Origin of the sequence: Mucilaginibacter sp. PPCGB 2223 (genome assembly GCF_001705515.1) — a bacterium.
Classification (GTDB): domain Bacteria; phylum Bacteroidota; class Bacteroidia; order Sphingobacteriales; family Sphingobacteriaceae; genus Mucilaginibacter.
The window spans coordinates 383,253-398,434 of the sequence record NZ_MDJS01000004.1 but is presented as its reverse complement, the minus strand read 5'-3'; the positions used below and the strand labels follow the sequence as shown (position 1 = coordinate 398,434).

Annotated in this window: 10 protein-coding genes; 3 read left to right on the top strand and 7 right to left on the bottom strand. The window is 46.8% G+C overall.

The genetic code is table 11. The features are described 5' to 3' along the window. Positions 1-56 precede the first annotated feature (56 nt). Entirely contained in the window at positions 57-1,625 is a 1,569-nt protein-coding gene (locus tag BEL04_RS20080; RefSeq protein WP_371327593.1) for an SUMF1/EgtB/PvdO family nonheme iron enzyme, read from the bottom strand. Positions 1,626-1,966: 341 nt separating this feature from the next. Between BEL04_RS20080 and porV the strand changes: the two genes are divergently transcribed. Together porV and ispF are read left to right on the top strand one after the other, a co-directional pair. Next, positions 1,967-3,145 (top strand): type IX secretion system outer membrane channel protein PorV, encoded by a 1,179-nt coding sequence (gene porV / locus BEL04_RS20075; protein ID WP_066006844.1) that lies wholly within the window; start codon positions 1,967-1,969, stop codon positions 3,143-3,145. Positions 3,146-3,157: 12 nt separating this feature from the next. Continuing rightward, positions 3,158-3,637 (top strand): 2-C-methyl-D-erythritol 2,4-cyclodiphosphate synthase, encoded by a 480-nt coding sequence (gene ispF, locus BEL04_RS20070; RefSeq protein ID WP_066006843.1) that lies wholly within the window; start codon positions 3,158-3,160, stop codon positions 3,635-3,637. Between the two features lie 162 nt (positions 3,638-3,799). On the opposite strand, the gene BEL04_RS20065 is transcribed toward ispF, so the two are convergent. Then, on the bottom strand, positions 3,800-4,264 hold the full coding sequence (locus BEL04_RS20065; RefSeq protein ID WP_217493659.1) for an FKBP-type peptidyl-prolyl cis-trans isomerase: 465 nt from the start codon (positions 4,262-4,264) through the stop codon (positions 3,800-3,802). 5 nt (positions 4,265-4,269) lie between these two features. After that, positions 4,270-6,015, bottom strand: coding sequence for an aspartate--tRNA ligase (gene aspS / locus BEL04_RS20060; protein ID WP_066006841.1), 1,746 nt, complete (start codon positions 6,013-6,015; stop codon positions 4,270-4,272). A 156-nt stretch (positions 6,016-6,171) separates the two neighbouring features. Here aspS and BEL04_RS20055 point away from each other — a divergent pair, with 156 nt between their 5' ends. Next, on the top strand, positions 6,172-6,750 hold the full coding sequence (locus tag BEL04_RS20055) for a DJ-1/PfpI family protein (RefSeq protein WP_066006837.1): 579 nt from the start codon (positions 6,172-6,174) through the stop codon (positions 6,748-6,750). A 300-nt stretch (positions 6,751-7,050) separates the two neighbouring features. Here the strand turns inward: BEL04_RS20055 and BEL04_RS20050 are convergent, their stop codons facing one another. The 4 genes from BEL04_RS20050 to BEL04_RS20035 form a co-directional block, all read right to left on the bottom strand. After that, entirely contained in the window at positions 7,051-8,535 is a 1,485-nt protein-coding gene (locus tag BEL04_RS20050) for a SusD/RagB family nutrient-binding outer membrane lipoprotein (protein ID WP_066006835.1), read from the bottom strand. A gap of 11 nt (positions 8,536-8,546) precedes the next feature. Beyond that, entirely contained in the window at positions 8,547-11,768 is a 3,222-nt protein-coding gene (locus tag BEL04_RS20045; RefSeq protein ID WP_066006833.1) for a SusC/RagA family TonB-linked outer membrane protein, read from the bottom strand. Between the two features lie 467 nt (positions 11,769-12,235). Continuing rightward, positions 12,236-14,203, bottom strand: a complete 1,968-nt coding sequence (locus BEL04_RS20040; protein WP_066006831.1) for an OmpA family protein — start codon at positions 14,201-14,203, stop codon at positions 12,236-12,238. 6 nt (positions 14,204-14,209) lie between these two features. Beyond that, on the bottom strand, positions 14,210-15,178 hold the full coding sequence (locus BEL04_RS20035; RefSeq protein WP_066006829.1) for a type IX secretion system membrane protein PorP/SprF: 969 nt from the start codon (positions 15,176-15,178) through the stop codon (positions 14,210-14,212). Positions 15,179-15,182: the final 4 nt, after the last annotated feature.

Here is a 15,182-nt window from a genome sequence, read left to right as displayed (position 1 = left end):
ATAAAACGGCCCTCGCAAATTTGCGAGGGCCGTTTTCAGTATCGTATCCTCAAAAATTAGTGCGGCTTAAAGTCTTTAGGTTTTTTAACCGGGAAGTGCGATTTTCCGCTTGGGAAGATCTCGGCCGGGCCGATATTGGTCATCGCACAACGGAAACCTATATCGGCGCTTGCATCAGCCTGATCCATAAAACGGCGGGTTGATGGGTTTAACCAGTAGGCCATATCATTCCATGAACCGCCTTTGTAAACTTTCGAACGGTCGTTGATTAATGTGGTACGGCCATACAATACAGTGTTCACAGTATCATTGTAACCGCGTTCGTCGGGTGTATAAGGCTTGCCTTCCAGCGAAGTGTTTGGTGCATATTTATTCCCAGGAGCCGGAGCACCTGTAGGTGCAGCGCCGTTAGCAGGGGCTTTGTTGGTATTGGTAGCGCCGCTATTGGCTCCGGCAGCTTGTGATGCCAGGTAATCGGCATAACTCATCTTTTTGTCGGTTTTCGCCGGATCGTGGATGGCCTTGCCATATTTATCTTTTGCCAGCACGCCTTTTGAAGCATCGGCCATGCGTTTTTCGGTAAACTGGTTGCCGCGGTAAGGGTTTAATCCCTCAAAATCTTCGTACGATAACTGGCGGTAAGTATCCGATGTCCACTCGTTAACGTTGCCAGCCATGTTATACAGGCCAAAATCGTTTGGCAGGTACGAGCGTACAGGGGCGGTAATGTCGGCTTTATCATTCAGCGAACCGGCAACACCCATATAATCGCCTTTGCCGCGTTTAAAGTTAGCCAGGATCAGGCCGCGTGTGCCGCTTTTCGGCGAGCGCACACCCATGCCGTTCCACGGGTACATTTTACCTTCGCTGATGTTCTCATTTTCGGTATTACCTACTAAACCAAGGGCTGCATATTCCCATTCGGCTTCGGTAGGCAAACGGTAACCTTCCTGGGTAATGATACCATCTTCCAAACGCACCGGGCGCGTGGCTTTTCCATTAGCGCCGACTTTAGCCGTAGGGCTTAGATTGGGCATCATGTTTTTACCATCAATACCATTACCCTTATTTTGTCCGTTCAGGTATATCTCTGTGTTAAATGGTTCACCTTTTTTCAATTGCGGAACCTTTTTACCATCATTAGATGCGGTTTTCCAGTCGGCTAAGCGGCCTGTTTCGCGCAAAATATTTTCGTTCATGCGGTCGGTACGCCAAACGCAGTAATCGTTGGCCTGCTCCCAGCTTACGCCAACTACCGGGTAGTCCTGAAACGAAGGGTGACGCAGGTAGTTGTTTACATAAGGTTCATTGGCTGATAAAGCACTGCGCCATACCAGGGTATCGGGTAGCGCATTATAATACAATTCCCTGTCGGTAGGAAAGTTGATGCTCAACCAGTGCAGGTATTCGAGCCAGTCGTTGTTCGAAACTTCGGTTTCGTCCATATAAAATGATGAGATGGGTACGCGTGCCCGTGCAAAAGTGTAGTCGAACTGCACGTCCTGATCCAAAGATCCACCCATTACGAAAGTACCGCCTTCGATAGGCACTAAACCAGGGCCGGGAGCAGGGTGTGTTTTTTTGAACACCTGGAAACCGCCGTTGGTTTTGTCATTATATTTCATGCCTGTTTTTTGCGACTTTGGTGCATTTTTGCAACTCGCCAACGCCAGCACCAACATCATCAAAGGCAACACAGATCTTGTAAAAATTCTTTTCATTACAACAAACATTCGAATTAACCAAAAGGTAATATTAATTGGTTGCACTAATATACGGCAATTAACCCAATTTAAATTGTTTTTTTAACAACGTGTACCCTTCTAACGAAAAAAATTGCACTTAGTTATATGCCGACGCATTTTTTTTAAATAAAAAACGTTTATGCCAATAATCGGATAGAAATATTTAAACAAATACTTTTACCATTGTTATCAGATTATAAAAATAAAACTATCTTACGGCGATGAAGATATTCAAACTTTTTGCGCAAACGTTTGTGTACGGTCTTTCGTGCGGCTTTTGCGTAAATACTATGGCGCAAACTGTTGGCAACGGTACTACCAATACCAATGGCAGTAACGTGAATGCCATCACTACCGCGGTACCTTTCCTGACCATTTCGCCCGATGCGCGATCGGGAGCGATGGGCGAAGCCGGCGTGGCGCTTTCGCCCGACGTGAACGCAACCTACTGGAACCCCGCCAAACTGGTTTATCTCGAAAACAGTACCAATCTCTCGCTCTCTTACAGCCCCTGGCTGCGCAATATTGTACCCGACGTTAACCTGGCATATTTAAGCTTTGCAGGCAAGCTCGATGAGCGGGGTACGATAGGGGCATCATTGCGGTACTTTAACCTAGGCACTATTGAGCTGTTCGACGATCATCAGAATGCACAGGGTACCTATAAACCAAATGAGTTTTCGCTGGACGTAAGTTACGCCCGTAAATTTGGCGATAACTTTTCGCTTGGCCTTACCGGGCGGTATATCCATTCCGACCTGACCAACGGATCGGTTGTAAGCGGGCAGCAAACCAAAGCTGCCAACGATATTGCTGCAGACGTATCGTTATATCTCAAAAACCCGTCGCAACAATTTGGCAAGGATGCATTGTTCGCTTTCGGTGTTGATATTTCGAATATCGGCCCTAAATTAAGCTATACAGCCAACGGGCAACAATTCTTTTTACCTACTAACTTAAAAATTGGCGTAGCCAACACCTGGTTCCTCGACGAAACCAACGAGATTACACTGGCGCTCGATATCAATAAATTACTGGTGCCTACGCCGCCGATACGTGATGCCAATGGCAATATCATCAGCGGCAAGGACGATAACCGCTCTGTAGTTTCGGGCATATTCGGGTCCTTCAGCGATGCGCCCGGAGGTATGAGCGAAGAGTTTAAAGAGATTGCTTTTTCGCCTGCTTTTGAGTATTGGTACAACAAGCAGTTTGCGCTTCGTGCCGGGTATTTTTACGAGAGCCCCGACAAAGGCAACAGGCAGTACTTTACTACCGGCGCCGGGTTTAAATACAGCGATTTCAAACTCGATTTTTCGTACCTTATTGCCAGCCAGGACCAAAGCCCGCTGGCCAATACATTACGCTTTTCGCTAAGCTATAATTTCGGCAGCAAATAATACCTTTGCCTTATGAAGATCAGGGTAGGCTTCGGCTTCGATGTGCACCAGTTGCAGGAAAACCATCCATTTGTTTTAGGCGGTGTAAAGCTTGAGCATCACTCGGGCGCTTACGGGCACTCGGATGCCGATGTCCTGCTGCATGCCATTTGCGATGCCCTGCTGGGAGCCGCCAACCTGCGCGATATCGGTTTCCACTTTTCAAACCGCGACGAACGCTGGCGCGGAATAAGCAGCCTGGTATTATTACAAAAGGTAGTTGAACTGCTTGCCGAAAAAGGCTGGGCTATCGGCAATATCGATGCCATGGTATGCCTTGAGGCACCAAAGATCAACCCGCACATCCCCGCCATGAAAAACCATATCGCCTCAGCTATCGCGATAAGCGAAGATGATATTTCCATCAAAGCAACAACCAACGAGCAAATGGGCTTTATCGGCCGCGAAGAAGGTGTAGTGGCCTATGCGGTTTGTTTGATAGAGAAAAATTGAAGCAGGATTTTGCCATAGCGATGGGTTTTAAACCCATCGCTATGAAGAAGCTTTGCGTTAGCGATAGAAGCGGATACCGGGCTGTGGCTAAGGCCTGTGTAGTATGAGCGGAAAGCGCGACCCGGAGGGTAACGCCCAAACCACTCACAATTCACTATTTTACTACTTCACCTCCAGCAAATCAACCTTAAACACCAATACCGAGTTTTCTGGTATTTCGCCAGCCGATTGCGGTCCGTATCCTAAGGCCGAAGGTATGATCAACAATATTTTGCCGCCCGGTTTAACCAGGGTAAGGCCTTTTGTCCAGCCGGCGATAACGTTGGTTAACGGAAACTCGATCGGTTTTTCGCTTTTATCAAATTGCTTGTCATCAGTCAGTGTGCCTTCATAAGTAACCTTTACAGTCGAACCTCCTGTTGCATTTGCGCCTGTACCTTGCTTAAGCACCTGGTAATACAAACCCGATGAATCTTTCGTAGCGGCAATATGATGCTGTTTGATATACGCCTGTATGATCGAATCGTCCGTTGCCGCCTGTTTAACAGGGTCAACAGCGGCCCGGTTCCCGGTGCAGGATGCTAAACCTAATACGGCAACCAATACGATCCAGATAGCTTTCTGCACAATGCTTAAACGGTTGTTTTGATCTTCAACTCATTCAATTGTGCCTCGGCAATTGTCGATGGCGAATCGATCATCACATCGCGGCCCGAATTGTTTTTCGGGAAAGCGATCACATCGCGGATCGAATCCAGGCCGGCAAATATCGAGCATAAGCGGTCGAAGCCTAAGGCCAGACCGCCGTGCGGTGGCGCGCCGTATTCAAAAGCATCCATCAAAAAGCCGAATTGTTTTTGTGCCTCTTCGGGCGAGAAGCCCAGGTGTTTAAACATCAGCGATTGCAGCTCACGGTCGTGGATACGGATAGAGCCACCGCCCACCTCTATACCGTTGATCACCATATCGTAAGCGTTGGCACGTACCGCTCCCGGGTTGGTTTCCAGCAATGCGATATCTTCCGGTTTTGGCGAAGTGAACGGATGGTGCATCGCGTGGTAACGCTCGGTTTCTTCATCCCATTCCAACAGCGGGAAATCGAGCACCCAAAGCGGCGCGAAAGTATTTTTATCGCGTAAGCCCAAACGGCCGCCAATCTCCAGGCGCAGCTCGTTCATTTGCTTGCGTACTTTGTCGGTTTGCCCGGCCAACACTAAAACTAAGTCGCCTGGCTGCGTGCTTAAAGCGTCAGCCCATTTTTTCAGTTCATCCTCGCTGTAAAACTTATCAACCGACGATTTCAGGGTTTCGTCGGTATTGTGGCGCATGTAGATCAAGCCTGTAGCGCCGATCTGAGGGCGTTTCAGCCAGTCGGTCAGTTCGTCCAGTTGCTTGCGGGTATATTCGGCGCAACCTTTGGCATTGATAGCCACCACCAGTTCGGCATTATCAAATACACCGAAACCTTTGCCCTTTACAATATCATTCAGTTCAACAAACTCCATCCCAAGGCGCACATCCGGTTTATCCGATCCGTATAAACGCATCGCGTCGGCATACTGCATACGCGGGAAATCGCCCAGCTCAATACCTTTTACTGTTTTGAACAGGTGACGGGCCAAACCTTCAAAAGTGTTCAATATATCTTCCTGCGTGATGAACGACATCTCACAGTCGATCTGTGTAAACTCCGGCTGGCGGTCGGCACGCAGGTCCTCATCGCGAAAGCATTTCACGATCTGGAAGTAACGGTCGAACCCGCTCACCATCAGCAATTGCTTAAATGTTTGCGGCGATTGCGGCAAGGCATAAAACTCGCCCGGGTTCATGCGGCTTGGCACCACAAAGTCGCGTGCGCCTTCAGGCGTCGATTTGATCAGCACCGGGGTTTCCACCTCGATAAAGTTCAGGCCATCGAGATATTTGCGGATCTCCTGGCTCAGCTTATGGCGCATCACCAGGTTGTTGCGTATCGGGTTGCGGCGCAGATCCAGGTAACGGTATTTGGCGCGCAGTTCCTCGCCGCCATCGGTTTCGTCCTCGATCAAAAACGGCGGTATCTTGGCCTGGTTCAGCACTTCAATTTCGGCCACGATAATCTCGATCTCGCCGGTAGGTATTTTGGTGTTTTTATTGGTGCGCTCAATTACCTTGCCGGTAACTTTCACAACAAACTCCCGGCCAAGCCCGCGGCTTTTTTCGCGCAAAGCGGCATCACTGTCGGTATTGAAAACAAGCTGGGTTAAACCATAGCGGTCGCGTACGTCGACAAAGGTTGTACCGCCCAGGTCGCGCGATTTTTGTACCCATCCGCATAAAGTAACAGTTTGGTTTAAGTGGCTTATGTTCAATTCGCCGCAGGTGTGAGTTCTAAGCATAGTCGTCAAAATAAAGTCTGCAAAAGTATAAAATAGATGTGAGTATTGAGATATGAGTATTGAGATAGTGAATACAAATTATGACATTGCCATTGATATTTAAAATGCTGTTAGTTTAGATATTTGCTTGTGTACTAAGTCTTAAACCCGATCATAATGAAAAAAGCCGTTATTGTAACCTTCGATAAGTTTACCGACATCGATATGTTTTTACCCTGGGACCTGCTCAACCGGGTTAAATTGCGCCATCCCGATTTCGAGGTGAAGTTTGTTGGCACTGCCGCTTCGCATACATCAAGCGCAGGACTGAAACTGGATATGCATGGCCTGATCGAAGAAGCCAACGATGCCGATATGGTATTTTTTGGCAGCGGCTACGGCGCCCGGGTAGTCAGCAAAGACGAAGCTTTCCTCGAGCGTTTCAACCTCGATCCGTCAAAACAGATCATCTGCTCCATGTGTTCCGGGGCGCTGATCATCGCCGCGCTCGGCCATTTGAAAGGGCTTTCGGCAACCACCTACCCAACCGCTTTTGAAGCACTCAAGTCTTACGGTGTTGATGTGATCGAAGATACCCACCTGGTTACGCATGGTAATATCGGCACAGCGGCCGGTTGTTTGGCCGCGGTCGACCTGATAGGCTGGGCCATCGAAAAAATGTATAATGGGAAGACCCGGCAGGATGTCATTGCGTCCGTACTGCCCATCGGCCAGGGGCAGGTGTGTATGTATTGAGATTTTTTGTTGGAATGTTTGAATGTTGTAAGGTTTAAAAGTTCCGCCACTGTCGGTGTCCTCACCGGCGATCTCATTATCAAATCTGCAACGGTTTTACCGGACACATGGGTATTTATGGGTATTCTTCAATTACTTTCGAGGTCCGGATTATCATTATCGCAATGATCTCTTTCCGTATAGTTCAATATACACAAATTATTCAGTATTTACAAGCGATGCATGCGCTATGATGCCGACAAAAAAGGCCGCCTCAGAATATACCTGAGACGGCCTCTATATTTACTGGCTGGTTAATTTTTACATGCCCCACCAAACAGGGATATTAAGCGCTACTGTTCCCGGGTAGCTTAAATTTGAAGTTAGTTCGGTGTTCGGATACCTCATACGCAACGGCATCTGCCCGGCGGGTAGTATCGATGCGGCAGAAGTAACAAAGAAGGTGGGATAGCCTGTTCTTCTCCACTCGGTCCAGGCTTCAAAACCCTGAAAACCGCACATCGCAAAATACTTTTGTGTGATAATGGCTTTAACCTTGTCGTTAACCGTAACCGCGGTAGTTAAAGCCTGTAAACCGGCTGGTGCCGTGGCAATGTAAGTTGTAGGGTCGCCTGCGCCTGTGGCAGCAAAGCTTGCTGTTATGCCCGCTGTGTATAAAGTTGCCGCATTGCCTGGGGCCCAGCCCCTGGCAACCGCTTCGGCTTGTAAAAAATAACTTTCGGCGGCCGAGATCAATTTAACCGGAGCTGTAGCCGAAGTCGGATCATCTGCCTTTCCGCCAACTAATGGCGAGGGCGGCGAAACCTTTTTGGTAGCGTTTGCCACATAGCTTCCCTGCGGGATAGATTCAAGCGAATCTGTTGGCGCTACCTTATCAATATACAGGGTAAAAAACTTAGCTAAACGCGGATCGTTATTCGCTATCATAGCGTTTACAACGGTCGAACTGGCCACTATATTTTGAATTTTACCTAATGTAGGGCTTGCCATTTCGTTATAAAGCGGGTTTTCGTTGCCCCCGGTAGAGGTATATTTGATGGATGCATCTACTGTTAAGAAGGTAGGGTTAGTCGCATATAAAGTCTGTATGCCCGCTGAAGCTTTAGTGGGATTGGCTTTTGACAGGCGCAAGTAAGCCCTCAATTTAAGCGTATTGGCAAAAGCTATCCACTTGCTCATATCGCCCTGGAATATCATATCCTGTGCTCCCGGCGAAACGGCGCCTGATGTATTGAGCAAAGGCATTGCTTTATTGATATAAACAAATATGCTGTCGTAAACCGTCTGCTGAGCATCGTATTTAGGGCTCGTAAAGGCACTTCCCTGCAATGCCTGTGTAACAGGTACATCGCCAAAGGCATCAGTTGCCAACTGGAATCCGTAAGCCTTCATCAGGTAGGCAATGCCTTTAACATTTTCCAATTGCGGCTCGGTACTTTTTGTGATCAGATCGGCGTTAACTAACGCGACACGGTACAGGTTAAGCCAGGGGTTGTCAAACGCCGTGGTTGTGGGGTTGTATTGATCAATAGATTTATATTGCGATGACAATGGGCTTTGGGTCCAATACTGAGCCCATATGTTTCCAAATATCTGAAAGGAATTACCCACAACCTGGCTAAGAGCTGCCTGGGTGGTCGGCAGCAACAATACAGGGTCGGCGCTATCCGGGTTATTGGGGTTTTGATTTACATCCAGATATTTTTTACAACCCGAAAATCCGGCTGCAACAACAAGCCCTGCAAACAAGGCCTGTTTTAAACTAAACTTATATTTTCTGATCATGATGATGATTATTAGAATGAAACTTTCACGTTAATACCATAGTTGCGCACTGATGGATTTGCTGCAAAATCTAAACCCTGTTCATTTCCGGCGCCACTTGAGTTTATTTCCGGGTCTACATATGCGTTAGATTTTGGCGTCCATAAAAACAGGTTATTGCCAAACAATCCAACGGTTAATGCACCAAAGGGCAGGCTCTTCAATTGTTTTTTACTCAAAGTATAAGATACATTAGCACTGCGCATTTTAATATACGATGCGTCAACCACGTTCATGCCGTCGGGTATAACGTTCGTGTAATAATCATACACGGAGTAGGGTACGGTTGTGTTGACAACACTTGCACCTGTAGCATCCAAATAAACCGAATTAGGGAACGGCTGGCCAAATCGTGGGCCTCCGGTTTCAGCCGAAGTTCCTACGAAATCTATAATCGATTTTGTATTTGAATACAATACGCCGCCGTGTTTAACATCAAACAATACGCCCAAACTAAAATTTTTGTAAGTTATATTTGTACCGAACGATGCCTCAAATTTAGGATTATATGAGCCGAGGTATTGGGCTGTTGTTGTCGGTATGGGTAAGCCGGTAGTTTTACTTACAATAGTTCTTCCCTGTGCATCTGTTTTGTTTGTTACCGAGTAAAACTCACCATAAGGCATGCCTTTTGCGGCGACTATCGACATACCGCTGAAGCCACCTATCACTACCTGCGATACACCATCGGGCAGGCTAACTACGTTGTTGTTATTCTTGGTAAATGTGCCATGTAATTCCCAGGTTAAATCGTAACTGGTTTTAACCGGAGTTCCGCTAATAACTAACTCGATACCTTTATTCTGAATTTCTCCTGCATTTACTACATTAAAACCATACCCGGTTGAGTTGGGAATTGGAATAGGTATGATCTGATTTTTCGAATCGTTGGTGTAGTAACTGAAATCGACAGAAAGCCTGTTTTGTAAAAATGATAATTCTGTCCCGATCTCAAATGCGGAGGTCTGCTCGGGTACAAGCTGACTATTGCCAAGGGTGCTTTGAACCTGTAATGCAGAAACGTTTCCAAATGGAAATTTGGTATTGCCAAAAGCGCCGTTTACCTGAGTACTTCCGTAAGTGGTTAACAATTGGTATGGATTGGTATCGCTACCTACCTGTGCAAAGCTCGAGCGTATTTTACCGTAATCTAAAATATTCGAGATACCTGAATTTTTAAGCAATTCGCTGAATACAAATGAACCGCTTACACTTGGATAAAAATAAGAGTAGTTACTTGTTGGCAGAGTTGAAGACCGGTCGTTCCGTAATGTTCCTTCTAAAAACAGAATGTCTTTATACGAAAGATTCAGATCAGCATAAAAACCTACCAGCCTCCTGATGGAAATATTATCTACAATTACGTTTACCGGCCCGTTGCTGTTTTGAAGGTTGTACCAACCGGGAACTACCAAACCGCCACTGGTATTGGTGCTTGTTTGATTGGTATTGGTATTGCGTTCCCTGATATGATTGCCTATCATTAGCGAAGCTGATAAATCGCTGGTAAACTTGTGGGTTGCAGTGATCATCAGATCGTGAACCACTTCATTCACATTAAACTGGTCTACTTCATACGATCCGTTGTTCGTAACCGGTCCCCAGAGCCCGCTTCCCGATTCGTCGGCCGGGTCGAAATTATATTTAGGCGAAATAAGTTTCCTCCGGTCTGAATATGAATCAATACCTACCCGTTCGACGATATTTAACCAGCTAACTGGTTTGTAACTCAGATTAACAGCACCGGTAACACGGTTAACATCGTCGAGATTGGTGAAGTTTTGAAGTATCCAATATGGGTTTAATGCAAAAGCTCCATAAAAACCATACAAATTGGTAATAGGGTTATATCCATTATACTTATTGGTCAGATCTCCCATTGTATTAATAGGGATATCTCTTGGTGTTTGCATTAATTGTATCCAAACCCCGTTTGCGTTTTGCCCGCCGGCAGGCTGGTTGCTCTGTATTTTGTTGTAATTGAAATTGATTGTTGCCGTAAAATTATTGGCAAGCGTAGTTTTGCCATTAAATCTTACACCATATTTATTATAAGTGTCCTTGTCGCCTGGGTATATACTGTTGGAGTTTAAAGTGTTTAATCCTAAATAAAAGCTGCTTTTATCGTTTCCGGATGAAATACCTAAGCTATTATCAGTGGCAAAGCCGGTTTTAAAAAAGTTTTTAACGTTATTTGGCAAAGCCTCATATGGCTTGCTCTGGGTAACACCGTCAATTTCCTGCCCCCAGAGTGCCGGTTTGCCGTCAAAGGGTGCTCCCCAGCTAAAGTTGTCGCTGGCGTCATTTATCCCGGTAACATAGCCGGCGCTTGTAGCCGAACCCGACATATATCCCTGGCCATACTCATTTTGAAAGTCGGGCATTTTGAGGATGGAGGAAAAAGTGTTTGTAGAGTTAAGCGTTATCTCCGTTTTTTTAGCACGGTTTGAGCCTGATTTGGTAGTAATCATAATGGCACCGTTTGATGCTCTTGAACCATAAAGAGCCGCTGCTGCAGGTCCTTTCAATACTGTGACAGATTCTACATCATTCGGGTCGATGTCATTACCCCTGTTCCCAAAATCGACAGCGGCTAAACTACTGGGGCCGGCTATAATACTCGAATTATCGATCGGGATACCATCAACAACCATCAGGGCCTGGTTGTTACCGGTGATGGATGAGCCGCCGCGAAGTACGATACGTGTTGAACTACCCGGTGTATTTGATGTTGAAGTGATGTTAACCCCGGCAACTCTGCCTGTTAATGAGCTGAGCACGCTCGGGTTGCCGCCTTCTGTTAACTCTTTGTTACTTACTATCGGAGCAGAATAACCTAAAGTTCTTTTCTCTCTTTTGATATCGTTGGCCGTAACAACAACTTCGGTTAATTGCTTTGTGTTTAGTGTAAGTACAACATCTATTGTGCTTTTTTCGCCCACCACCACTTGCTGAGTTTCATAAGAGATATACGAAAAAATAAGTGTTGAGCCCGATGGCGCATTAATGGTATACTTACCATCTGCCCCGGTTACTACTCCGTTTTTGGAGCCTTTGATCATTACGCTAACCCCTGGTATGGGGCTGCCGTCTTCTTTTGCGGTAACCGTACCGGTTACGGTACGGGTTTGTGCGAAAACCTGGGCTATACCAAGCCATAGGAGACACAAACTTACGAGTACAAGTTTTTTCATGTTGATGCAGGTAGTTTAGTTTGTAAATTATTGTTGTAAAAGTAAATGGTAATTTCCCATAATGTATTTAATATTTCTTTTAAGGATAAAAATAGGACGAATACGTATGTGTTGTTTTAATATTAATGTATTGATTAAAACAATTAACCGGAATTAACCGCGGGCACGTAAGCCCGAAACTGGTAAAGCCTTTACGGGGGGACCGGCTGAAGATATGATCACAAAACTGGGGAGAGTGCTGTTACAAGGTCAGAAATTAACAGGCGATGCACCTTGGCCGATCTATAAATTTAAGAAGGAATTAACCTGTTTGATGTGTGAAAATCACCAAAGGAAAAAAAATTAACCAAGCCAGGTGTGATAAATTTAATACCGGGTGTATTAAATGATCATTGAGAATGATAAGTATTTCTGTACATTGACGGTGCTGCTAACCGGCGATTAAAAAAAATACTTCCGCTTTCAACTTACATCTTTGTAATTGTAAATTCTGTCCGTCGGTTTAACTGATGCTCTGCTTCGGAGCAGTTCACACCGTTTTTGCAGCGGTTTAGTAACCGCGTTTCGCCATAGCCTTTGGCTTTGATACGCCTGGGGTTGATATCACCGATATCCACAATGTATTTCACCGCGGCATCGGCGCGCTCCTGCGACAACTGCATGTTGTAGGCATCATTGCCACGGCTGTCGGTATGCGAGGCCAGTTCGATCTCGATATTCGGGTTATCTTTCATGATCCTGATCAATTTATCCAGTTCAACCGCGGCATCTTCACGGATGTACGATTCATCAAAGTCATAATAAATATTTTCGAGCCTGATGGCCTTATTCAGTTCTATTTTATCCAGGTACAGGTCTTTATGGATGGTGACGTTCGGATCGGCGCGCAGAGTGGTTACGGTCTGGTTATCGCTCAGGTAGCTTTTTCTCTCGCCGCGAATTTTATAATTGCTTTTTTCTTCCAGCCTGAAACCGAATTTACCTCCCGCGTCCGACAGGCCTTCTAGCACGCTGCCGTTGGTGTTGGTCAGCCTTACTGTACTGCCGGGTATAACTTCTTTGGTCTTCTTGTCATATACTACGCCTTCGAACAGAAAAGTTGGTGGCGGTTTCTGGGTAAAGCTGTAAATATCGTCGCTGCCCAGGCCGCCCGCCCGGTTTGACGACAGGTACCCGGTGCTATCGGTAACCAACGTATAAGCAAAATCATCCTGCGGCGAATTTACCGGGAAACCCATGTTTTTCGGAGGAGCGAAGCTGTTACCTTTAGATGCTGCCTTATAAACATCCAAACCGCCCATGCCCACGCCGCCATCGCTCGAAAAATACAACGTGCCATTGTATAAAAACGGTGTTCGCTCGTTGCCGCGTGTGTTCAGGGCTGTTAGGTTTACCGGTTCCTGCCAGTTATTGGTTGGGCTTTTTATCGAGTAGTAAATATCCGTTCCGCCCTTGCCGCCCGGCATATCCGATACAAAATAAAGCGTATGCCCGTCAGCACTGATATATGGGTCGCCGGTCGACCATTGCTCGTTATTGTACTGAAAAGGCAATGGTTTCGACCATTGACCGGTCTCGGCTACCCGGCGGCTCCACCAGATCTCCAGCCTCACCGTTTTGATTTTTGCAGTATCTTTCGGTTGATTTTTGGGGATGCGGGTCAGTGTAAAATACATCTCGTTGCCATCAGCTGTGAACGATGCAGCCCCCATGTGGTAGTCTGTGCCATCGGTATTGAACCGGAAAGGTTTCACATCGCTTTTACTGCCGCCTATCGGTGCCTGGTATAAACGCAGGTAATCGTTACCCGTCCACAGGTACCGGTCCTTATCAACCGGCCTGTCTACATCAAAACGCAAAAAAGGATGGCCTTTTGCTGTTGCATCGGCGGCCTTGTTTATCCTGTCGGAAGTAAAGACGACATAGTTGTTGTATTTTACTGCGCCCCAGTCTGATGTCGCGCTGTTCAGTTCTCTCTCGTTTACCAATACAAAAGGCCGCGGGTCTCTCCGCCAGGCAATCGACGAATCGCATGCCGCCAGCCACACTTTCAGTTGCTTTTGGTCAATCTCCGGGCTAACGGCATAGTACTTGGTATACTGCGCTTTTGCCTCGGCATATTTGGAGTTGCTTTGCAGCACCTGCGCGTAATGCAAAAAATCTTCGGGTTTAACTTCCGGCATAACGGTGGCTGTGCTGTACCACAGCTCGGCATTATTATAATCCTGCATCAGGCGGTAACTGTTGGCCAAATGCTCGGCTATTATAAAATTAGCAGGATCTTTTTTGTAGGCCTGCAAATACAGCTCAACTGCTTTGGTGTAATTAAACAGGTTATATTGCTCATTAGCTTGCTTTAACACATACTGCGCCCTGGCGTTATGGCACAGCACGAGGGCAAACAGTAAGGTAAATAGTTTCAGATATCTTTTCATAACCTGTTAAAAATACCGGGGCGTCAGCATCCGGCTTTTCGAGCTCTTAAAATAATAACCAATTGATATTTCGTGCGTACCACCGCTATAACCCTGCAAAGGGCCGACCGAAAAATCGAATGCATAGCCCACACGCAGGTTTTCCATCGGGAATATCTGCACAGCCAACACACCCGAGTTAAGCGGGGTGAGATCGCTTTGTAAAAAGGCTTTATTATATATCTTCACTCCGGTACGGTACGATCCGCCTACCCATATCTTTTCACCTAACAGCAAAAAGCCGTTAATATCCAGGCTAGTCGGCCCGGCGCGGTCGTCCTTCAGCAAAAAGCTGGGCTTAAACATCAGGTCTTCCGATAAAGGGATCAGTACACCGGCGGTCAAATAAAAATGCGGCTTGGGTTGCGCCAGGTACGAGTTGCTTTTAATATTGATGTATTGTGCCACCAGGTTATCGGCCGAAAGGCCCGCGTAAAGTTTTTCGTTAGCGAAAAATACGCCCAAACGGGCATCGGGCACGAGTTTGCTTTGCATGCCGGTAGGCTGGCTGGGCTCCGGGTCGTTAGGGTTGAGTAAAGCGCCGTTCAGGCCCAGTTGCATGATCCCGCCGCCGAGGCCAAAGGCCAGCCGTGAGGTTCCGTCGGCATTCATCCTGATACGGTACGCATAGTTCAGGTATCCCGAAAGGTTGCTCTGCGCGCCCAGTTTATCCGAGGCTAACTGAAAAGCCAGGCCCACGTTACCGTCGTTAGCGCTTGCATCCAAAGCCAGCGACATGCTCACAGGCGAGCCGGTAATACCCGTCCACTGCGTGCGGTAATAGCTGTGCAGGTTAATATTCTCCTTATATCCGGCGTAAGCCGGGTTAATATATATGCCGTTAAACATGTACTGGCTCTGCTGGGCATCCTGCTGCGCAAACAGCATGGCCGGGCCAAGTATCCATATCAACAATATCAGTATCCGTTTCATCATATCG